The organism is Jatrophihabitans sp. YIM 134969 (assembly GCF_054456675.1).
On record NZ_JBTJEQ010000005.1, the window covers coordinates 61812 to 83605 of the forward strand.

At 73.4% G+C, this 21794-nt stretch carries 19 protein-coding genes; 15 read left to right on the top strand and 4 right to left on the bottom strand.

Annotated features, from left to right (window positions below; translation table 11 throughout):
* Positions 1-118: 118 nt before the first annotated feature.
* Positions 119-2677, top strand: a complete 2559-nt coding sequence (glgP, locus tag ACXR2U_RS04485; RefSeq protein WP_458823732.1) for an alpha-glucan family phosphorylase — start codon at positions 119-121, stop codon at positions 2675-2677.
* Between the two features lie 172 nt (positions 2678-2849).
* On the opposite strand, the gene ACXR2U_RS04490 is transcribed toward glgP, so the two are convergent.
* The gene (locus tag ACXR2U_RS04490; protein ID WP_458823733.1) at positions 2850-3803 is read right to left on the bottom strand and encodes a transglycosylase SLT domain-containing protein; all 954 of its coding nucleotides are present in this window, start codon (positions 3801-3803) and stop codon (positions 2850-2852) included.
* Positions 3804-3892: 89 nt separating this feature from the next.
* Complete coding sequence (gene glgX, locus ACXR2U_RS04495; RefSeq protein ID WP_458823734.1) at positions 3893-6049, bottom strand: glycogen debranching protein GlgX; 2157 nt, start codon at positions 6047-6049, stop codon at positions 3893-3895.
* A gap of 24 nt (positions 6050-6073) precedes the next feature.
* On the opposite strand from glgX, the gene ACXR2U_RS04500 reads away from it, so the two are divergent.
* From ACXR2U_RS04500 to ACXR2U_RS04525, 6 genes are all read left to right on the top strand, one after another.
* Positions 6074-6922, top strand: a complete 849-nt coding sequence (locus ACXR2U_RS04500) for an ABC transporter ATP-binding protein (RefSeq protein WP_458823735.1) — start codon at positions 6074-6076, stop codon at positions 6920-6922.
* A gap of 186 nt (positions 6923-7108) precedes the next feature.
* Positions 7109-7915 (top strand): enoyl-CoA hydratase/isomerase family protein, encoded by an 807-nt coding sequence (locus tag ACXR2U_RS04505; RefSeq protein WP_458823736.1) that lies wholly within the window; start codon positions 7109-7111, stop codon positions 7913-7915.
* Complete coding sequence (locus ACXR2U_RS04510; RefSeq protein WP_458823737.1) at positions 7912-8874, top strand: class I SAM-dependent methyltransferase; 963 nt, start codon at positions 7912-7914, stop codon at positions 8872-8874. Before ACXR2U_RS04505 ends, ACXR2U_RS04510 begins: the two co-directional genes overlap by 4 nt.
* Positions 8871-9575: an HAD hydrolase-like protein gene (locus ACXR2U_RS04515; protein WP_458823738.1), complete on the top strand. Its 705-nt coding sequence runs from the start codon at positions 8871-8873 to the stop codon at positions 9573-9575. The genes ACXR2U_RS04510 and ACXR2U_RS04515 overlap by 4 nt, the downstream gene beginning before the upstream one ends.
* Positions 9572-10162: an acyltransferase gene (locus ACXR2U_RS04520; protein ID WP_458823739.1), complete on the top strand. Its 591-nt coding sequence runs from the start codon at positions 9572-9574 to the stop codon at positions 10160-10162. Before ACXR2U_RS04515 ends, ACXR2U_RS04520 begins: the two co-directional genes overlap by 4 nt.
* A gap of 43 nt (positions 10163-10205) precedes the next feature.
* The gene (locus ACXR2U_RS04525; protein WP_458823740.1) at positions 10206-10661 is read left to right on the top strand and encodes a MarR family winged helix-turn-helix transcriptional regulator; all 456 of its coding nucleotides are present in this window, start codon (positions 10206-10208) and stop codon (positions 10659-10661) included.
* 14 nt (positions 10662-10675) lie between these two features.
* Here ACXR2U_RS04525 and ACXR2U_RS04530 read toward each other — a convergent pair whose 3' ends face one another.
* Entirely contained in the window at positions 10676-11836 is a 1161-nt protein-coding gene (locus ACXR2U_RS04530; protein ID WP_458823741.1) for a glycosyltransferase family 4 protein, read from the bottom strand.
* Positions 11837-11846: 10 nt separating this feature from the next.
* The gene (locus tag ACXR2U_RS04535; RefSeq protein WP_458823742.1) at positions 11847-13034 is read right to left on the bottom strand and encodes a hypothetical protein; all 1188 of its coding nucleotides are present in this window, start codon (positions 13032-13034) and stop codon (positions 11847-11849) included.
* A 50-nt stretch (positions 13035-13084) separates the two neighbouring features.
* Here ACXR2U_RS04535 and ACXR2U_RS04540 point away from each other — a divergent pair, with 50 nt between their 5' ends.
* The 8 genes from ACXR2U_RS04540 (at position 13085) to ACXR2U_RS04575 (ending at position 21702) form a co-directional block, all read left to right on the top strand.
* A complete protein-coding gene (locus tag ACXR2U_RS04540; protein WP_458823743.1) occupies positions 13085-13687 on the top strand; it encodes a hypothetical protein in 603 nt (200 codons plus the stop codon).
* 92 nt (positions 13688-13779) lie between these two features.
* Positions 13780-14553, top strand: coding sequence for an electron transfer flavoprotein subunit beta/FixA family protein (locus ACXR2U_RS04545; RefSeq protein WP_458823744.1), 774 nt, complete (start codon positions 13780-13782; stop codon positions 14551-14553).
* Between the two features lie 27 nt (positions 14554-14580).
* On the top strand, positions 14581-15540 hold the full coding sequence (locus tag ACXR2U_RS04550) for an electron transfer flavoprotein subunit alpha/FixB family protein (protein ID WP_458823745.1): 960 nt from the start codon (positions 14581-14583) through the stop codon (positions 15538-15540).
* Between the two features lie 150 nt (positions 15541-15690).
* Positions 15691-17091, top strand: coding sequence for an MFS transporter (locus tag ACXR2U_RS04555; RefSeq protein ID WP_458823746.1), 1401 nt, complete (start codon positions 15691-15693; stop codon positions 17089-17091).
* Between the two features lie 8 nt (positions 17092-17099).
* Positions 17100-18293, top strand: coding sequence for a cysteine desulfurase family protein (locus tag ACXR2U_RS04560; protein ID WP_458823747.1), 1194 nt, complete (start codon positions 17100-17102; stop codon positions 18291-18293).
* A 14-nt stretch (positions 18294-18307) separates the two neighbouring features.
* Entirely contained in the window at positions 18308-19381 is a 1074-nt protein-coding gene (gene mnmA / locus ACXR2U_RS04565; RefSeq protein ID WP_458823813.1) for a tRNA 2-thiouridine(34) synthase MnmA, read from the top strand.
* Positions 19378-20376, top strand: a complete 999-nt coding sequence (locus tag ACXR2U_RS04570) for a methionine synthase (protein WP_458823748.1) — start codon at positions 19378-19380, stop codon at positions 20374-20376. Before mnmA ends, ACXR2U_RS04570 begins: the two co-directional genes overlap by 4 nt.
* 114 nt (positions 20377-20490) lie before the next feature.
* The gene (locus tag ACXR2U_RS04575; RefSeq protein WP_458823749.1) at positions 20491-21702 is read left to right on the top strand and encodes a lytic transglycosylase domain-containing protein; all 1212 of its coding nucleotides are present in this window, start codon (positions 20491-20493) and stop codon (positions 21700-21702) included.
* Positions 21703-21794: the final 92 nt, after the last annotated feature.

Sequence of the window (21794 nt, forward strand, 5' to 3'; positions counted from 1 at the left end):
GGCCCCCGTCACGGGGACCGGGCCCTCGGGGTGGTCCGCGAGCGGGACGGAAAGCGTTACCGGCCGGTACGCGTCGGCGGTACGGAACCGTCACGTGGAGCCGCTAGGGTGGCGCGCCGTGAAGGCTCTCCGACGACTCACCGTCCGCGCCGCGTTCCCGCCCGAACTCGAGGCGCTCAGCGACATCGTGAGCAACCTGCGCTGGACCTGGCACACCGAGTCCCTCGACCTGCTGGAGTCGGTCGACCCCGAGCTCTGGCGCAAGTGCGCGGGCGACCCGACCCGCATGCTGGGGGAGGTCAGCGCCGACCGGTTGGCCGCGCTCGCGAAGGACCGCCGGTTCCTGCGGCGGCTGTCCGACGTCCACGAGGAACTCACCGACTACCTCGAGCAGCCGCGCTGGTACCAGGGCGAGCAGGAGGCGGGCGCCGATCTCCCCGCCTCCATCGCGTACTTCAGCCCGGAGTTCGGCATCACCGAGGTGCTCCCGCAGTACTCCGGCGGTCTCGGCATCCTCGCGGGCGACCACCTCAAGGCCGCGAGCGACCTCGGCGTGCCGATCATCGGCGTCGGGCTGCTCTACGGCGCGGGCTACTTCAGCCAGTCGCTCTCGCGTGACGGCTGGCAGGAGGAGCGGTACCCGAGCCTCGACCCCCAGGGCCTGCCGATCAAGCAGCTCACCGGCACCGACGGCACCCCGCTGCGCATCAGCCTGGACCTGCCCGACTCCCGCACCCTGCACGCCCAGATCTGGATCGCCCAGGTCGGCCGCGTGCCGCTGTTGCTGCTCGACTCCGACGTCGAGGACAACGACGCCGCGACCCGCCAGGTCACCGACCGGCTCTACGGCGGCGGCCACGAGCACCGTCTCGAGCAGGAGCTGCTGCTCGGCGTCGGCGGGGTCCGCGCGGTCCGCGCGTTCTGCGCGGCTCGCGGGATCGCCGCGCCCGAGGTCTTCCACACCAACGAGGGCCACGCGGGCTTCCTCGGCGTGGAGCGCATCCGCGAACTGTTGATCGACCCGGGCCTCACGGTCGACGAGGCGCTCCAGGCCGTCCGGCCGCGCACGGTGTTCACCACCCACACGCCGGTGCCCGCGGGCATCGACCGCTTCCCCCGCGACCTGGTCGCCCGCTACCTGTCGGTCATGCCGGGTGTGCCGGTCGAACCCATCCTCGGCCTCGGTGCCGAGGAGGACCCGGCGATCTTCAACATGGCCTTCATGGGCCTGCGGATCGGTGCACGGGCCAACGGTGTCTCCCAGCTGCACGGGCACGTCAGCCGGGACATGTTCAACGCGCTCTGGCCGGGCTTCGACCCGGCCGAGGTGCCGATCACCTCGATCACCAACGGGGTCCACCGCCCGACCTGGCAGGCGCGCGAGATCTTCGACCTGACCTCCCGCGACGTCACCGGCGACGACCTCGACCTCGGCCGCGGCTGGGACAGCTTCGCCCGCGCGTCGGACAAGGACGTGTGGTCGGTGCGCCGCGAACTGCGGGAGCGCCTGGTGGGCGAGACCCGCCGCCGGCTGCTGGCGTCGTCCAAGCAGCGCGGGTTCCTCGACTCCGAGCTCGGTTGGGTCGACTCGGTCTTCGACCCCAACGTGCTCACCATCGGCTTCGCCCGCCGGGTGCCGAGCTACAAGCGGCTCACGCTCATGGTCCGTGACCCGGAGCGGCTCACCTCGCTGCTGCTGCACCCGGAACGTCCGGTCCAGATCGTCGTCGCCGGCAAGAGCCACCCCGCCGACGACGGCGGCAAGCAGCTCATCCAGCAGTTGGTGAACTTCACCGACGACCCGGCGGTGCGCCACCGGATCGCCTTCCTGCCCGACTACGACATCGGCATGGCGCGATACCTCTACTGGGGTGTCGACGTCTGGCTCAACAACCCGCTGCGCCCGCTCGAGGCGAGCGGCACGTCGGGCATGAAGGCCGCGCTCAACGGCGGCCTCAACCTCTCGATCCTCGACGGCTGGTGGGACGAGTGGTTCGACGGTCAGAACGGCTGGGCCATCCCGTCGGCCGACGACGGCATCGACCCCGACCGACGCGACGACCTCGAGGCCGCCGCGCTCTACAACCTGGTCGAGCACCACGTCGCGCCACGCTTCTACGACACCGACCGTTCGGGCACCCCGGCCCGCTGGCTGGAGATGGTGCGACACACGCTGTCGACCCTCGGACCCAAGGTGCTGGCCACCCGGATGGTGCGCGACTACGTCGAGAAGCTCTACGCGCCCGCCGCCCGTTCGGGCCGGGTCGTCGACGCCGCCGGGTACGCGAAGGCGCGTGAGTTCACCACGTGGCGCAGTGGGGTGTTGGCGAAGTGGCCGAACGTGTCGGTGGGCTACGTCGACAGCTCGCTGGACGGCGACCAGGTCTCGGCCCAGCTCGGTGGCGCGTTGCACCTGCGCGCCGAGGTGCACCTGGGTGGCCTGCAGCCGTCCGACGTCGACGTCCAAGCGGTCTACGGCACGGTCGACGGTGACGAGTCGTTGCGCGACACCCAGGCGGTGTCGCTGTCGTTGACCGAGACCGACGACGACACGGTCCGGTACGAGGGCGACCTGCCGTTGGCCAAGACCGGTTCGTTCGGTTACACGGTGCGCGTGCTGCCGCGCCACGAGCTGCTGACCAACCCGGCCGAACTCGGCGTGGTCGTCAGCGCCTGAGGGAGATCCTCGCCGCTGTCACGTGTCGGCCCTGCGGGTCCGGGACTCCGGAACCCGGCCCGCAGGACCTCCACGCGAACTCCATTGTTCCCCCTTGCAACGTTCCGCACCACAACTGGTCCCCGGTCAGGGAACCCTGAGGCCGGTGTGACAGACGAGGTTCGCTGTGCCCTCAGTAGCCGACGTATCCGCCCCCGCGGTGCAGGGCACGGACGCCGGGGATCCGGTCGAAGCTGCCGTAACGCTCGATGCCGTAACGAACACCCGCGATGATGTTGTCGGTCGGGTTCCAGATGTCGGTGTGGCCCGGCAACGCGTAGTCGTTGAACGTCGGGTCGATGGTCTGCATGAGGCCCTTGCTCGGAATCCCCCTGCGCGCGTTGGAGTCCCAGTTGTTGAGCGCGTGCGGGTTGCCGGAGCTCTCGTGCTGGATCAGCGTGCGCAGGTCGGAGTCGCTCATCGACGACGTGTCCACACCGTGCGCGCTCAGAGCGGACTTCGCGTCGGTGATCCAGGAGTCGAGGTCGCCCGCCGGGCGCGTGCTCGGCGCCTCGTGACCGGTCATGTCGTAGAGGCTGTGCCCCTGGCGGTCGTGCCCGACGACGGCCGGGTGGGCGTTCGGCGACACGTAGTCGGGGAGGCCGTTGTGATTCGGGCCTCCCGTGTCCTCCGCTCCGCCGGTCTGGGCAGCGGTGTCCGCTGACCCGTCGCCGGGGGCGGCAGCAGCGGCGGGCGTCGTGGTGCCGGGGGTGGTCCCCGGCCCGCTCTGGTCGCCGCCGAAGCCCTTCGCGGTCGCCTGGTCGGCGTCGGCGTAACCCTGGGCGGCCTGCTCGACCAGACCCTTGATCTTGGTGATGAGCTCGAGGACCTTCTGCAGTGACTCGACGTGCTTGGCGTTGAGCGCGGTGTTCTGCGCGCCGACCGTCGAACCGATGCCCGCGAAGGACAGGACGTCGAGGACGGCGCTCGCGACCTGGCCCGCGGTCCCGGTGCTGCTGCCCACCAGACCCTCGATGCTCTTCACGGCGTTCGCGACGCCGGAGAGGGTGATGCCGAACTGGTCGCCACTGCCGCCGCTCGAGGTGCCGCTGGTCGTGGTGGCCGGAGCGCTCGTCGTCGCCGTCATGGGTCAGATCGTCGCGACGCCCGGGTCACCGCGCATCGGGCAAAGCGCCGGTGCGCCGTCGGCAGAATTACCCCGCCGGGCGATGGGTGTCAGTCGCCCTCGTGGTCGGGGGCGTCGGCGCGGACCGCCCGCAGCAGCAGGAAGCTGCGGCCGGTGACGGTGTGGGTCGTGCCCGCCGCGAGCAGGGTGCGGTCCGGGGTCGGGACGCCGTCGGCGGTGGTGGTGTCGACCAGCACCCGGAACGCGTCGGCGTAGGGGCCGTCCGGCAGCACCACGTCGCGGTCGTCGTCCCCGGCGTGCAGGAGCAGGAGGAACGAGTCGTCGACGATCGGCTCGTCGCGGGGGCCACGTTCGCGCAGCCCGCGGCCGTCGAGGTACATCCCGATCGTGCGTCGTGCACTGTCGAACCAGTCGTCGGCCGTCATCTCGGTGCCGTCCGGGTTGAACCAGACCAGGTCCTTGGTCTTCGCGCCGCCGCGGACCGGGCGGCCCTCGAAGAACGCGCGCTGCCGCAGTGCCGGGTGGGCGTGACGCAGGGCGATCAGGCGGGTGACGAACCCGCGCAGGATGTCGGCGTCGGGGTCGGGGGACCAGTCCAGCCACGAGGTCGCGTTGTCCTGGCAGTAGGCGTTGTTGTTGCCGCCCTGGGTGTTGCGGCGCTCGTCACCGGCGAGCAGCATCGGCGCGCCGGTCGAGAGCAGCAGCGTGGCGAGCAGGTTGCGGATCTGCCGCTCGCGGACCGCGTTGACCGCGGGGTCGGTGGTCTCGCCCTCGACCCCGTGGTTCTCCGACCGGTTGTCGTCGGTGCCGTCGCGGTTGTCCTCGAGGTTCGCCTCGTTGTGCTTGCGCTCGTACGAGACCAGGTCGCGCACGGTGAAGCCGTCGTGGGCGGTCACGAAGTTGATCGAGGCGAACGGGGTGCGGCCGTCGTCGGCGTAGAGGTCCGAGGAGCCGGCGAGCCGGAAGGCGAGGTCGCGCACACCGTCGGCCCGGCCGCGCCAGAAGTCCCGCACCGTGTCGCGGTACTTGCCGTTCCACTCCGCCCACAGCGGGGGGAACTCACCCACCTGGTAGCCGCCCGCGCCGACGTCCCACGGTTCGGCGATGAGCTTGACGCGGCTCACGACCGGGTCCTGGTGGATGGTGTCGAAGAACGCCGAGAGCCGGTCGACGTCGTGCAGGCTGCGGGCGAGCGCCGAGGCGAGGTCGAACCGGAAGCCGTCGACGTGCATCTCGGTGACCCAGTAGCGCAGCGAGTCCATGATCAACTGCAGGGAGTGCGGCGGCCGGGCGTCGAACGTGTTGCCGCACCCGGTGTAGTCGACGTAGCGCGACCGGTCGGTGGGGTCGGTGCGGTAGTAGTTGCGGTTGTCGATGCCGCGGAAGCTCAGCACCGGGCCGTCGGGCGGGCCCTCGGCGGTGTGGTTGTAGACGACGTCGAGGATGACCTCGATGCCCGCGGCGTGCAGCGCCCGGACCATCACCTTGAACTCGCGCACGGCGTCGGCCGGGTGCGACGGCCCGCGGGTCGAGTACGCCGCGTCGGGCGCGAAGAAGCCGAGGCTGTTGTAGCCCCAGTAGTTGACCAGGCCGCGGTGCTGGATCGCGGGCTCGGTGACGTAGGCGTGGATCGGCAGGAGCTCGACGGCCGTCACCCCGAGGTCGCGCAGGTACTCGATGCTCGAGGGGTGGGCAATGCCCGCGTAGGTGCCGCGCAGGTGCTCGGGGATGGCCGGGTTGGCGGCGCTGAAGCCCTTGACGTGCATCTCGTAGATGACCAGCTGGTCGGCCGGCACCTCCGGCGGCCGGTCGCCGCTCCAGGGGAAGTCGTCGCGGACCACGATGCTGCGCGGGACGTGCGGGGCGGAGTCCGCGGGGGAGTCGAAGTACACCGACGGGTCGTCGCGGAACGTGCCGTCGATCGCGCGGCTGTAGGGGTCGACGAGCAGCTTGCTGACGTCGTGCACGGTCCCGCGGGACGGTTCGTACGGGCCGTCCACCCGCAGGCCGTACCGCTGACCCGGGCCGACGTCGGGCAGGTAGCCGTGCCAGGTGTGCAGGCCCGCGGTGCGCAGCGGCACGCGGGTCTCGTGGCCCTGCCGGTCGAACAGGCACAGCGTGACGGCCGTGGCGGTGCTGGACCAGACCGCGAAGTTGGTGCCCGCGCCGTCCCACGTGGCGCCCAGCGGGACGGGCCGACCCGGCCAGACCGGAGGGGCGGCGTCGACGGTTCCGCGAGGTGCCACGTGGCGTGACCATAGGGTGTCGGCGTGGTGCTCGCAGAACCGCCGTCCGACGCCGTCATCGCGCTGTCCGGGGTCGGGGTGCGCCGCGGCTCGTCGATCCTGCTGGACTCCGTCGACTGGGTGGTCGAGGAGGACGAACGGTGGGTCGTGCTCGGGCCCAACGGCGCCGGCAAGACCACCCTCATGCAGATCGCCGCCACCACGCTGTTCCCGACGTCGGGTTCGGCGTGGGTGCTGGGGGAGAAGCTCGGCGGGGTCGACGTGTTCGAGCTGCGCCCGCGCATCGGGCTCACGTCCGCCGCGCTCGCCCTGCGGGTGCCGCCGGGGGAGAAGGTCGTCGACGTCGTGGTCTCCGCGGGCTACGCCGTGGTCGGGCGCTGGCGTGAGGCGTACGGCCGCGCCGACGTCCGCCGGGCGACGGCCCTGCTCGCCCAGTTCGGCGTCGAGCGCTTCGCCGACCGCGCCTACGGCACGTTGTCCGAGGGCGAGCGCAAGCGGGTGCAGCTGGCCCGGGCGCTCATGACCGACCCGGAGCTGCTGCTGCTCGACGAGCCGGCCTCGGGCATGGACCTGGGGGGCCGCGAGGACCTGGTGAGCCGACTCGGTGACCTCGCCATGGACCCCGACGCGCCCGCGACCGTCCTGGTCACGCACCACGTCGAGGAGATCCCCGCGGGCATCTCCCACGCGCTGCTGCTGCGCGACGGCCGGGTGGTCGCCTCCGGCCTCGCCCGTGACGTCCTCACCGCCGGCCCGCTCTCGGAGACCTTCGGCCTGTCGCTCCGGGTCGACCGGGTCGGCGACCGTTACTTCGCCCGCGCCCGGAACCGGACATCTCGGGCATCGACGGAGGGTCGCGAAGGTCCACCGTGACGACTACGAGTTTGCACCATCACGGCGGTGCAAACTCGTACCGACTCGGGCGACACCACGGGCCCCCGTCCGCACCTTCGACCCGTCATCGAGGGTCGGTGAGGGTCGGCGCGGGGGGCGCGGGGACGTGAGCGGCCGAGGTCAGCCGCGCCGCCGGCCCAGCGCCGCGCCCTCTAGGGTGACGACGTGGCTGACGACGACCTGGTCCACCTCGAACTCGACGGCGACGCGGACGCGCCGGGCGGGACGGTCGCGGTGCTGCGGCTCGACCGGCCGCCGATGAACGCGCTCAACTCGACCATGGTGGCGGCGCTGCGGGCGCACGCCGAGGCCATCGCGGTCGACCCGCGGATCCGGGCGGTCGTGGTGCACGGCGGCGAGAAGGTGTTCGCGGCGGGCGCCGACGTCAAGCAGTTCCACACCATGGGCATCGCCGAGATGGCGGCCTACGCCGACACGCTGCAGAACAGCCTCGACGCGCTCGCCCGGCTGCCCAAGCCCGTGGTCGCGGCGATCACCGGGTTCGCGCTGGGCGGCGGCTGCGAGCTGGCGCTGACGGCCGACTTCCGGGTCGCCGCCGACGACGCCCGCTTCGGTCAGCCGGAGATCCTGCTCGGCATCATCCCCGGCGCGGGCGGCACGCAGCGGCTGCCGCGGCTGGTGGGGCCGGCCAAGGCGAAGAACCTCATCTACACCGGCCGCATGATCGGCGCGGCCGAGGCGCAGGAGATCGGCCTGGTCGACGTCGTCGTGCCCAAGGCCGAGGTGCTCGAGACCGCGCTGGAGCTCGCGCGCCAGTTCGTCGGCGGGCCGGCGATCGCCCTGGCCGCCGCCAAGACCGCGATCGACGCCGGGCTCGAGTCCGACCTGTCGAGCGGTCTGCGGCTGGAGTCCGCGTTGTTCACCCAGACCTTCGGGACGGCCGACGGTGCCGGGGGCATCGCCTCGTTCGTCACGAACGGTCCCGGCAAGGCGACCTTCGAGGGCAAGTGACGCACTCTCCCGAGGTCGAACCCGCACCGGTCCGGGTGGCCACCGCCGACCAGGTCGAGGCGGCGTGGCAGGACCCCAAGCTCGCCAACATCCTCTACCACGACTGGGAATCCCAGACCTACGACGACAAGTGGTCGATCAGCTTCGACGACCGCTGCATCGACTACGCGCGCGACCGGTTCGTGCACGTCGCGGGCACGGACGGGTGGCCGTACGGCGACGCCCTCGAGCTGGGCTGCGGCACCGGGTTCTTCCTGCTCAACCTCATGCAGGCGGGCGTGGCCGAGCGTGGGCACGTCACGGACCTGAGCCCCGGCATGGTCGAGGTTGCGTTGCAGAATGCAACGAAGCTCGGGCTCGACGTCGACGGCCGGGTCGCCGACGCCGAACGGTTGCCGTACGAGGACGAGTCGATGGACCTCGTGGTCGGCCACGCCGTCCTGCACCACATCCCCGACCTCGACACGAGCTTCCGGGAGATCCTGCGGGTCCTGCGACCCGGCGGCCGGTTCGTGTTCGCCGGCGAACCCACGAAGTACGGGGACTACGTCGCCCGTCGGCTCTCGCGCGCGACCTGGTGGGCCGCCACCCACGCCACCCGGCTGCCCGGCCTCGAGAGCTGGCGACGGCCCGAGGCGGAACTCGACGAGTCCAGCCGGGCCGCGGCGCTCGAAGCCGTCGTCGACCTGCACGTCTTCCCGCCGGCCGAGCTCGCCCGCATCGCGCGTGACGCGGGTGCGGCGGACGTCGAGACCCGCACGGTGGAACTCACCGCGGCGTGGCTGGGCTGGCCGGTCCGCACGTTCGAGTGCGCGGTGCCGCCGGGCAAGCTCGGGATGCGCTGGGCGACGTTCGCCATGAAGTCCTGGCAGAACCTGTCGAAGGTCGACGCCGTGCTCGAGAAGGTCGTCCCGGACGGGCTGTTCTACAACGTCGAGATCACCGGCGTGAAGGCGTGAGGGGTCCGCGCACCGCGGCGGAGGGACCGGTCGAGAGGATCTCGACCGTCCTGTTCGACCTCGACGGCACGCTGTCGGAATCCGCCCCCAGCATCATCGGCGCGATGCGCAAGGCCTTCGCCGACCTCGGCATCCCGCAGCTGGACGCCGCCACGGAGCAGTCGCTCATCGGCCCGCCGTGGACCTACACCCTGCCGCCGTTGATCGGCGGACACGACGTCTCCGACGTCATCGCCGCGTACCGACGCCACTACGTCGACGGCGGGATGATGTACGAGACCAACCTCTACCCGGGGGTCACGGACATCCTCGACCTCGCGCGCGACCTCGGGTGCACGCTGGCCGTCGCCACGAGCAAGCCCGAGGCCTACGCCGTGCCGATCGTCGAACGGCTCGGCCTCGCGCCCTACTTCGCCACCGTGTGCGGCGACGGCCTGCACTACGAACGCGACACCAAGGCCCTCGTCATCGCCGAAGCCCTGCAGCGGCTGGGGAACCCGCCGACCGACCGGGTCCTGATGGTCGGTGACCGCAAGCACGACGTCGAGGGCGCTCTCGCCCACGGCATCGACTGCATCGGGGTGGCCTGGGGCTACGCGCCGCCGGGTGAGCTCGAGGAGGCCGGGGCGGTCTGGGTGTGGCCCGACGCCGCGGACGCCCTGGCGACCCTGCCCGCGTTCGTCGACCCCGTCGGCTCGTGAACCGCTGGGCGTGGGTGCGGTGGGCCGTCCGTCACCGCGCCTGGACCCCCTGGTACCTGATCCGATACCTCCGGCTCGCCCGCCTCAAGCTGCGTCATCCACAGATCCACCTGCAGGGACTCGTGTTCCTCGACCGGGACGTCGACGTCAAGCTCGAGCGCGGCCGCGGCCGACTCGTCCTCGGGCCCTGGACCCACCTCGGCCGGGGCAGTTCGATCCGGTGCCACGAGGGGACGTTGCGGATCGGCGCCAAGTGCGTCGTCGGGCAGCGCAGCACCATCAACACCTATCTCGACGTCGAGATAGGTGAGGCGGTGATCATGGCCGACGACGTCTACATCTCCGACTTCGACCACCGCACCGACGACCGCGACCGCCCGATCAAGGACCAGGGGATCGTCAAGGCCCGCGTCCGCATCGAGGACGACGTGTGGCTCGGCGTCAAGTCGACCGTCGGCCGCGGGGTGGTCGTCGGACGCGGCACGGTGGTCGGTGCGAACGCGGTCGTCACCCGCGACGTCCCGCCGTACTCGGTCGCGGTCGGCGCGCCGGCGCGGGTCGTGCGCAAACGCGGCGACCGCCGCTGATCCGTTCAGCGCGCGAACGGTTCACCCCCACTACGGTTGACCCGTGCCCACCCCGTCCGACGGCGTCGCGTTCCTGCTGACCCAGCTGGGCACCTTCGCCGCCGGCCGGTACGCCGAGGCCGTCGCCCGTCTCGAGCTCACCCCGCCGCTGACCGGTGTCCTGCGCCTGCTCGCCGTCCGTCCGGGCCTGAGCCAACAGGCGCTCGCCGGGGTGCTGGGAGCGGCGCCGAGTCGGGTCGTCGCGTGGGTCGACGACCTCGAGGGCCGCGGGTGGATCTCCCGGGTGCGCGACCCCGACGACCGCCGGGTGAACGTCCTCGACCTGACCGCGGCGGGTCGGGCGGCGCTGGCCGAGGTGGCGACGGTGGCCCGGGCCCACGAGAAGGCCGTCACCGCCCCCTTGGACGCCGCGGAACGCGCCACGCTCACCGACCTGCTGCGGCGTCTGGCCGACCACCACGAGCTGACCGCCGGCGTGCACCCGGGCTACCGCGGCTGATCGACCCCGACCGTTCAGCCCAGCGCGCGGGCGTACACCTCGCTCGTCGCCGCGGCCACGACGTCCCACCCGTGCCGACGCCGCGCGTCGCGACGGGCGGCCGCGGCCAGTCGACGGGCCCGGTCGGGGTCGGCCAGGACCGAGCGCAACGCCGCGACCCACGCTGCGACGTCCCCGGGTTCGACGACGACGCCGGAGACTCCGTCGCGGACCTGCTCGGCCAGGCCGCCGGTCGCCGCGACCACGCGGGGTGTGCCGGCGGCGGCCGCCTCGAGCGCCACCAACCCGTAGGGCTCGTAGAGCGACGGCACGACCACGACGTCGGCCGCGCGGTACTCGGCCGCGAGGTCGGTGTCGGAACGTCGACCGAGCCAGGTGACCGCCGACGCGACCCGGCGGCGCCGGGCGAGCGCCCGGACCTCGTCGAGGTACGCGCCGTCGCCCGCCACCCGCAGCGTCACGCCGGGGACCGCGCGCCGCAGCGCCGGGAGGGCCTCGACGACCGTCTGCAGCCCCTTCTCCCACTCGACCCGGCCGGCGAACAGCAGCACGGGCGGCCGGCCGGGCGCCCGCGCGGGTCGGCGTCCGCCCCACGCGTCGGCATCGACCCCGCCCGTCACGACGTCCACCCGTGCGGGGTCGGCACCGAGCCGGTCGACGACCTCCGACCGCATCGCCTGCGAACAGACGACGACCCGTTCGGACTGGTGCACCAGCCACCGTTCCACCGAGTCGACGGCCCGGCGCAGTGGCGTCGTGAGGTGGCCGCGGTGCCGTCCCCACTCGGTGGCGTGGATGGTCGTCACGAGCGGCACGCCCGCGGCCTGCGCGAGGGTCACCGCGCTCTGCGCCACCAGCCAGTCGTGGGCGTGCACGACGTCGGGCGGGTTCGCGAGCACCCGCGGCAGGGCCGCGCGCAGCAACGCGTGGTCGGCCGAGGACGCCCACGCCAGCAGCGACTCCACCGCGAAGCCGACCTCGATCTCGTCGGCCCGGGCGCGGAGCACCTCGACCTTGTCGCGGGTCTCCTGCGCGGGCACCTCGGGTGCCCCGCGGGTGACCACCTCGACCGAGGTCCCGCCGGCCGCGAGCGCACGGGACAAGCCGTCGACGTGCCGGCCGAGCCCGCCCACCACCAGGGGTGGGAACTCCCACGACGGCATCGTCACGCGCACGGCGGGGAGGTTAACCGGTCGTCACGTCCGCCGGGTCCGACGCCCGGGAGACCCACGCGGCGAACACCGGCATCCCGAACCACGGGCTGTGCAGGTCCTCCTGACGCCAGCCGCCCGCCGTGGCCACCACCGCGTACGGGTGGCCGAAGAGCAACGTCGCGTGCCGCTGTGGTCCGTCCTCCCTGCCGGAGGCGGCCGCGCGCCCGGCCACCGCCGTCACGGCCGCGGCCTCGAACCCCTCACGGCCGAACCGGGCGAGAGCGGCCTGGACCGCGTCGACCTCCGGACCGCCCGTGCGCGCCGCCAGGGCGCGGCCGATCGCCCCGAAGCCCGTGCCCGGGTCGGCGAGCAGGGCGTGCGTGGACCCGGCCTCCCAGGCGGGCAGCCGGGCGGTGACCCGTTCCGAGCGGGGGTGCGGCCCGACGTGCTCGGTGAGCTCCCACCGGTCGGTCGCCCCCAGGGGCAGGTCGAACAGTGAACGACGTCGCGGCGTGTGACCCGGATCGGTGGTGACCGACACCGCGACCTCGTGCGCGACGGCCAGGACGTCGGCCGCGGGCACCGCCGGATCGGCGACGACGGACGTGACGTCGAGGCCGTCGTCCGTGGACGCTGTCCAGACCGCGAGATCACCGATCCGGGACCCGACGATCATCCCGGCACCTGCGGCTCCGCCCGCGGCCGTCAGGGTGGGCACGGTCCAACCCCCGAACGGCTCCCCGACCTGGAACGGCACCCGCCACCGCACCCGCGTAGCGATCGCCGAGCAGAGCACGAACATCGTCAGCGGCGACAGTTCGACGGGGAACCGCGACAGCAGGCCGAGGGTGTGCTCGCGCGTCCAGGCATCCGCCGCGGCCTGGTCCGGGACCGGGCCCGTGGCCACGGCCTCGGGCCACGTCGGCGTCCACCCGTCCAGCACCTCGGGTCGGCACCAGAAGGCGGCGGCCGCGGCGACGGCCTCGGGTGCGGCGTCCAGCAGCGCGCCGGCGGCGACGGACGCCTCGTCCGCGGGAAGTCCGAGCGCCGCCTCGACGTCCGCCCGGTCGCGGCCCGAGGTCAGCGGCGCGGCGAGCGCCAGCACCAGCCAGGCGCCCAGCGGCGACGTCACCTGGTGGGCCGTGGGCAGGCCGCGGTGCCAACGGTCGGCGTACGCCGCGACGGCCGTGCGGACGGCGGACTCCGGGACCCGTGTCACGGCGGTGAGCGTGCCACGACGACACCACCGGCGCGTGCGACGATGCGTGCGTGCCCCGGACCGTGCGGATCAGCCCCGTGCCGATCCCGCCACCGCCGGTCGAACCCCGCCCGCGCCGCAGCTACGCGGGCCTGGTCGGTGTCGCCCTGCTGGCGCTCGCGATCGTGTTCGGGCTGGGCTACCTGGTGCGCTCGGGGCAGGGCGAGCACAGCTACGACCGCAACCCGACGCCGCCCGCGGCCGTCCGGCTCACCGCGGGCCAGGACTACCTGCTCTCGACCGTCGACGGCCCGGGTGCGGTCCCGGCCGCCGCCCAGCTCTCCTGCACCCTCACCACGGCCGCCGGCGCCACGATGCCCCTGCCGGTCACCGCCGAGGCCGCGGACAGCCGGGCGACGCACGCGGTCGGGAAGTTCGTCGCGCCGGTGAGCGGGTCGGTCTCGGTGGCCTGCACCGGCGGCGCGGTGGGCACCCGTGCGCTCTTCGTCGACGACGCCGACGACGCGCACACCGACCTCGCCGGCCTCATGCTGCTGCTGTGCGTCGTGTGTGCGGTGCCCGCGGTCGGACTCGTCCTCGGGGCGCTGTACCGGCGGTTCGGGGCCGAGCCCCGCGACCTGGTGAGTGGTGTCACGGAGGATCCGGGCGCCTGACGTTTGCTACTCGCCAGTAACAACGGCACGATGGGGTGACATCCGGTTGTAACAGAGCCGTCGCGATCCGAGCACTCCACGAGAGGAACGCTGTGAACATCGCAGTCCTGGTCAAGCAGGTCCCCGACACCTGGGCCGAGCGCACCCTGTCCGACTCGGACAAGACGCTCGACCGCGACGGGGTCGAGGCCGTCATCAACGAGATCGACGAGTACGCGATCGAGGAGGGCCTGCGCCTCAAGGAGGCCCACGGCGGCGAGGTGACCATCGTGTCGATGGGTCCCGAGCGCGCGCTGGAATCGGTCCGCAAGGCGCTGTCGATGGGCGCGGACAAGGCGTTGCTGATCACCGACCCGGCGCTGCACGGCGCCTGCGTCGTCCAGACCACCAAGGCGATCGCCAAGGCGCTCGGCACCATCGAGTGGGACGTCGTCATCGCGGGCTCCGAGGCGACCGACTCGCGGCTGTCGATCCTGCCGGCGATGCTCGCCGAGGAACTCGACGTCGCCCAGCTGTCCCTCGCCCGCAAGGTCGAGGTCGACGGCGACACGGTCCGCATCGAGCGTCAGGGCGTCGGCGGCTACACCGTCGTCGAGGCCCAGACCCCCGCGGTCGTCAGCGTCGTCGAGAAGATCAACGACCCCCGCTACCCCAGCTTCAAGGGGATCATGGCCGCCAAGTCCAAGCCGGTCACGACCGTGTCGGCCGCCGACCTCGGCCTCGACGACACCGGGCTGGAGAACGCGACCAGCCAGGTGGCGACGTTCGAGAACGCGCCCCCGCGCCAGGCCGGTCAGGCCGTGAAGGACGAGGGCGACGGCGGCACCAAGATCGCCGAGTACCTCGTGACCAAGAAGATCGTCTGAGCAGGCCGGGAAGAGGAGACAGCACACATGGCTGAAGTACTGGTTCTCGCCGACGTCAGTGCCGAGGGCACCGTCGGCAAGGCGACCTTCGAACTGCTCACCGCCGCCCGTGCGCTGGGCGAGCCCTCGGCCGTCGTGATCGGCGCGCCCGGCACCGCGGACAAGGTCAAGGACGTCCTCGCCGACTACGGCGCGGCGAAGGTCTACGTCGCCGAGTCCGACGACGTCGACGGCTACCTCGTCGCTCCCAAGGCCGAGGCGCTCGCCGCCGTCGTCGCGCAGGCCTCCCCGGTCGCGGTCCTCGTGGCCTCCAGCCCCGAGGGCAAGGAGATCGCGGGCCGGCTCGCCATCAAGACCGGCAGCGGCATCCTCACCGACGCCGTGGGCGTCGAGGCCGACGGCACCGCCACCCAGTCGATCTTCGGTGGTGCCATCACCACGCAGAGCAAGGTCACCCGCGGCACGCCGATCATCACGCTGCGCGCCAACTCGGTCGCGGCCGAGGCGTCGTCGGGTGCGGGCGAGGTCGTGCCGGTCGAGTTCACCGTGAGTGACTCGGCCAAGAAGGCCAAGGTCGTCGACCGCGTCGTCGAGGAGACCTCCTCGCGTCCGGCCCTCGCCGACGCCGCGATCGTCGTGTCCGGCGGTCGTGGCATGGGTGGCGCCGACAACTTCGCGATCGTCGAGAAGCTCGCCGACTCCCTCGGTGGCGCGGTCGGTGCCTCGCGCGCCGCCACCGACGCCGGCTGGTACCCGCACACCAGCCAGGTCGGCCAGACCGGTGTCACGGTGTCGCCGCAGCTCTACATCGCGGTCGGCATCTCCGGTGCGATCCAGCACCGCGCCGGGATGCAGACGAGCAAGACCATCGTCGCGATCAACAAGGACCCGGAGGCGCCGATCTTCGAGCTCGCCGACTACGGCATCGTCGGCGACCTGTTCGACGTCGCGCCGCAGCTCACCGACGAGATCGACAAGCGCAAGTAGTTCCACGACGCTCCACCAGAGGACCCCGGGCGATCCGCCCGGGGTCCTCTGCTGTCCCGGGGTCCTCTGCTGTCCCGGTGTGCTCTGCCGTCTCGGAGTGCTGGCGTCCCGGGGTGCTGGGCCGCCCCGGCCGGTGTGGACACTGGGGGAGTGACCCGGGTCGACGACGCCCCGGTCGAGCAGGACGGCGGCACCGCCCCTTCGATCCTCGCCGGCCGGTACCGCACCACCACCCTCGGCATCGTCATCACGATCACGCTGGTCGCGTTCGAGGGGATGGCCGTCGCCACGGCCCTGCCGTCCGCGGCGAAGGGCGTCGACGGTGTCGCCGGCTACGGCTGGCTGTTCACCGGTTTCCTCGTGGCCAACATGGTCGGGATGGTCGCGGGCGGCGGCCTGTCGGACCGGCGGGGGCCACGTGTGCCGCTCGTCGCCGGCCTGATCGGGTTCTGCGTCGGTCTGGTCGTGGCGGGCGCCGCCGTCGACCTCGAGGTGCTCGTGCTCGGCCGCGTGATCCAGGGCGTGAGCGGCGGCATGATGATCACCGCGCTCTACGTCGTCATCGGTTCGCACTACCCGACCGCGCTGCAGCCGAAGATGATGGCCGCGATCTCGTCGGCCTGGGTGGTGCCGTCCCTCATCGGCCCGGTGGTGTCGGGGGCGTTGACCCAGACCGTCGGGTGGCGCTGGGTGTTCTGGGGGATCGCGCCGTTCGTGATCGTCGCGGGCGTCCTGCTCGTGCCGGCCCTGCGCGGTCTGGCCGGTGGTGGCCGTGCCGACGCCCCGCCGGTCAAGGCGCGTCTGGTGCTGGCGTTCGTGGTCGCCGCGGGGGTCGCGCTGTTCCAGCAGGCGGGCCACGTCGACATCGGCGCGGCCGTGCCGCTCGCGGTCGGCGGCGTGGTGGTCGTCGTGGTGGCGTTGCTCGGGTTGCTGCCGACCGGGTGGTGGAAGCTCGCACCGGGCGTGTCCGGGCCGGTGGTGATGCGCGGCGTGCTCGCCGGCGCGTTCTTCGGGCTCGACGCCCTGGTCCCGCTGACCCTGCAGACCCAGCACGGGTTCTCCCCACTGGAGGCGGGCATCCCGCTGACCTGCGGCTCGCTCACGTGGGCGCTCGGCTCGTGGATCCAGGGCCGCGAGCGCTGGACGGTGACGCAGCGGGTGCGGCTCATGCAGGGCGGCCTGCTCTGCATCGCCGTCGGTGCGGCCGGGATGGCCACGGTGGCGCACCCCTCCGTCTGGCCGTGGATCGCCGTCGCCGCGCAGGGCGTCGCCGGACTCGGTGTCGGGCTCGGCATCACCGCGGTGTCGGTGCTGCTGCTGCGCTTCACCACCGACGCGGACCGCGGCCGGGACTCCTCGTCGATGCAGTTGTGCGACGCCGTGGGGGCCGCGCTCGCGACCGGCTTCGGCGGGATCCTCGTCGCACTGGCCGCGGGTGGTGCGCTCGGGTACGGCGCCGCGTTCACCGTCGTCGACCTGGCCATGGCCGGGGTGGCCCTGCTCGGCGCGCTCGCGGCGCGCCGGTTGCGGCCCGCGCGGTCCGTAAGCTGAACGGCGCCATGCCAGTCACCGAGTACGCCTACCTCGACCACGCAGCGACCACACCCGTGCGTCCCGACGTGATCGCCGCCGTCGCCGAGGCCCAGGCCGACACCGGCAACGCGTCCGCGCTGCACGCCGCGGGTCGCCGGGCGCGCCGGCGGGTGGAGGAGTCGCGGGAGGCGGTCGCCGAGGCACTCGACGCCCGGCCGTCGGAGATCGTGTTCACGTCCGGGGGCACCGAGTCCGACAACCTCGCCGTCAAGGGCCTGTTCTGGGCTCGCCGGGCCGCCGATCCCGCCCGCGTGCGGGTCCTCACCGGCAGCACCGAGCACCACGCGGTGCACGATGCCGCGCACTGGCTCGCCGCGCACGAGGGCGCGAAGTTCGTCACCGTCGAGGCCGACCCGTACGGCGTGATCACCCCCGAGGCCCTCGACACCGCGCTCGGCCCCGACACCACCGACGTCGCCCTGGTGTCGGTCATGTGGGCGAACAACGAGATCGGCACCGTCTCGCCGGTCGCCGAGCTCGCCGCCCTCGCTCACGAGCGGGGCGTTCTCGTCCACACCGACGCCGTGCAGGCGCTCGCCACCCTGCCGGTGTCGTTCGCCGCGTCCGGGGTCGACGCCATGGCCGTGACCGGCCACAAGCTCGGCGGACCGTGCGGGGTCGGTGCACTGGTGCTGCGCCGTGACCTCGACTGCGAGCCGCTGCTGCACGGGGGCGGTCAGGAACGTGACGTCCGCTCGGGAACCCTCGACGTGGCCGCGATCGTCGGGTTCGCCGCCGCCGTCACCGCCGCGGTCGCCGAGCGTGATGCGCTGTCCCGGCGGTTGGAGTCGTTGCGGTCGCGGCTGCTCGCGGGCCTACGGTCCGAGGTCCCCGACCTCGTGGTCAACGGCCACCCCACCCAGCGTCTGCCTGGTCTGCTGCACGTGTCGTTCCCGGGCTGCGAGGGCGACGCCGTGCTCATGCTGCTCGACGCCGTGGGCGTGGAGTGCTCGACCGGGTCCGCCTGCAACGCGGGCGTCAGCGAACCGTCCGCCGTCCTGCTCGCGCTCGGCGCCTCGCGGGAGGTCGCCCGCGGTTCGGTGCGGTTCTCGCTCGGCCACACCTCGACCGAGTCCGACGTCGACGCCGCGGTCGCAGCCATCGGGCCGGCGGTCGAGCGGGCGCGCAAGGCCGCGGCGACCATGGCGGCCGCGCCGTGAGGCTGCTCGCCGCCATGAGCGGCGGGGTCGACTCCGCCGTCGCCGCCGCCCGCGCCGCCGAGGCCGGTCACGACGTCACCGGCGTGCACCTCGCGCTCTCACCCTCGCCCGCGGCGTCCCGCAACGGGGCCCGGGGCTGCTGCACGCTCGAGGACGCCCGCGACGCCCGCCGCGCCGCCGACGTCATCGGGATCCCCTTCTACGTGTGGGACATGGCCGAACGCTTCGCCGCGGACGTCGTCGAGGACTTCGTCGCCGAGTACGAGGCGGGCCGCACGCCCAACCCGTGCCTGCGGTGCAACGAGAAGATCAAGTTCGCTGCGGTGCTCGACCGCGCGGTCGCCCTCGGGTTCGACGGTGTGGTCACGGGCCACCACGCCCGCGTCCACGACGCCGTGCTCTCGCGTTCGGCCGACGCCGCCAAGGACCAGTCGTACGTGCTGGCGGTGTGCACGGTGCAGCAGTTGTCACGCGCGCACTTCCCGCTCGGCGACTCCACCAAGGACCAGGTCCGGGCCGAGGCGGCCGCGCGCGGGCTCGCCGTCGCCGACAAGCCCGACTCCCACGACATCTGCTTCATCGCCGACGGCGACACCCGCGGCTTCCTCGCCCGCCGGCTCGGTGAGGCGCCCGGCGAGATCGTCGACGCCGAGTCCGGCGAGGTCGTGGGATCGCACCGCGGCACCCACGGGTTCACCATCGGCCAGCGGCGCGGTCTGGCGCTCGACCGCTCGGCTCCGGGCGGGGAACCCCGTTACGTGCTGGGGTTGCGCCCGGTCGACCGGACGGTCGTCGTGGGGCGGCGCGAACTTCTCGACGTCGCCGTGGTGACGGCGGATCGGGCCGTGTGGGGTCGCGGCGGTGCGCCCAGCGACTCGTTCCGGACCCGCGTCCAGCTGCGAGCGCACGGAATGGTGTCGCCTGCAACGGTCACCTTGCGCGACGACCTGGTCGAGATCGTGCCGGACGTCCCCGTCCGCGGTGTCGCCGCGGGGCAGGCGGCCGTCTTCTACGACGAGCCCACCGACACCACCGTGCTGGGCAGCGCCACCATCACCGCCGCGGTGCCGGCCGGACTGCCCGCGTGACCACCCGGCCCTGGCCCCGGGGGGCCGCCAGCGGGCTCGGCTCCCTGCCCGGCACCGACGCCACCGAGGCGCTGCGCACCGTGCTCGGCGAGGTCCCGGACCTGCCCTACCTGCCCGAGTTGCCGGCGCGCGGTCCGGGCGCGGACGTCATCGGCCGCACCGCCGCGGTGCTCGTCGACCTACCGGTCGAACTCGTGCCCTCGGGGTGGCGGATCGCGGGACGCCCGGGCCGCGACCTGCGCCGCGCCCGCGACCTGCTCGCCCGCGATCTCGACGCGGTCGCCGAACTCGCGTCGCGGTTCGACGGCGCCTTCAAGTTCGCGGCCGCGGGGCCGTGGACGCTCGCCGCGGGACTCGAACTGCCGAACGGGCACCGGGTGGTCACCGACCACGGCGCCACCCGCGACCTCGCCGAGTCGCTCGCCGAGGGGCTGCGCGTCCTCACCGCCGACCTCGCCGCCCGCATGCCCGCGGCCACGCTGGTCGGTCAGCTCGATGAGCCGTCGCTGCCGGGGGTGCTCGCGGGCACGCTGCCGACCGCGTCCGGGTGGGGCACCGTGCGCCACGTCGACCGGGCCGTCGTGCGGGACACGCTGGGTGGGGTGCTCACGGCGTTGCCGACGGACCGGGTGGTGCACTGCTGTGCCGACGCCCCACCGGTCGACCTGTTCGTCGAGGCCGGCGCCACCGCGGTCGCGGTCGACCTCGCAACCGTCGACACCGCCACGACCGACGCGCTGGGCGCGGCCGTCGACGCCGGCGTCGGGGTGTTGCTCGGCGTCGTCGCCTCGACGGGTGACGAGCCGCCGACGTTCGCCGCCACCCGCGACCGGCTCACCGCCTGGTGGTCCCGCCTCGGGTTCCCCGCGGGGCAGCTCGCCGACGTCGTCGTCCCGACCCCCGCGTGCGGCATGGCGGGCGCGACCCCCGCGTACGCCCGGGCGGTCATGGGCGTGCTGCGCGACGTCGGCCGGGCGGCAGCCGAACTGTCCTGACGGCGTCGATCGGGTGACGACCCGGTGACCGACGGGCGGTGACCGCGGAACACACCTAGTGTCGGGGGGAACCGCCACCGTCGTCAGTTCCCTGAAGTCCACGAGGTCCCTGCCGTGCCCACCGCCGTGCCGCTGCCCGAGTTCGTCACCTCCCGCCGTCACCGGGTGTCCGGCCTCGCCGGGCTCGCCGTCATCGCGGCCCTCGCCGGCGCGGCGACGTTCGCGCCCGGACCGAGCGCGGCCCGGCCGGTGGCGCAGGCACCGTCGACGGTGACGCCCCAGCCGGTCGCCGTGGCTGCCCCCCTGCTGGGCAGCGCCGCGGACGACGCCCTCGACCTGCCGGGCGACGTGAGCACGAACCCCCACGCGACCCGGACCCCGACGCCGGGCGCCACCGCGGCCCCGAGCGGACCGGCGGTCACGGCGCTCGCCGCGCAGGGCATCCCGATCGTGGCGCTGGAGGCGTACCGGGAGGCGGCGGCCCTGCAGGCGGCGACCCGGCCCTCGTGCCACCTGGCGTGGACCCTGGTCGCGGCGATCGGGGCGGTGGAGTCCGGCCACGGCACCCACGCCGGCGCCCGCCTCTACGCCGACGGCCAGGACCTCCCGCACGTCATCGGGCCGGTCCTCGACGGCACCGACGGCAACGCCCGGATCGCCGACACCGACGGCGGTCGGCTGGACGGCGACAAGACCTTCGACCGGGCCGTCGGCCCGATGCAGTTCATCCCGAGCACGTGGGCGCTGCGCGGCCTGGACGGCAACGGCGACGGCAAGGCCGACCCGTTCAACATCGTCGACGCCGCGGCGACGACCGGCGACTACCTCTGCCGCTACGACCAGGACCTGCGCACCGACGCCGGGCGTCGGGTCGCGGTGTTCGGCTACAACCACCTCGACAGCTACGTCGCGACCGTCCTCGCGCTCGACGCCGCCTACGCCCACCGGCCGGTGACCACGACCTCACCGTCGCCCGCCGCGCCGCCCGCGGTCTCGCCCACGCCGTCCGGGACCCCGTCCGCCCCGCGGCCCGCCGCCACGCCGACCCGGGCCGGGACACCGACGACCACCCCGACGACGACCCGCCCGACCACCCCGGCCCCGACGACGACGACGACCACCCCGACCTGCCCGACCCCGTCGCCGACCTCGACCACCTCACCGAGCAGCAGCGCGACGTCGACCGGGACCGCCACGCCCGTCCCGAGCGGCTGCCCGACGCCCACGGCGTCCACCTCGGCGGCGACCACCACGGTCGCGCCGACGTCGTCGGTCGTGCCGTCGGCGGACGCGGACCCGAGCGTGGCGCCGTCACCCGGCGCCTGACACCGCGCTGGTCGAGCCGGTCGAGCCGGTCGAGCCGGTCGAGCCGGTCGAGCCGGTCGAGCCGGTCGAGCCGGTGGACTGTCGGACCCCCT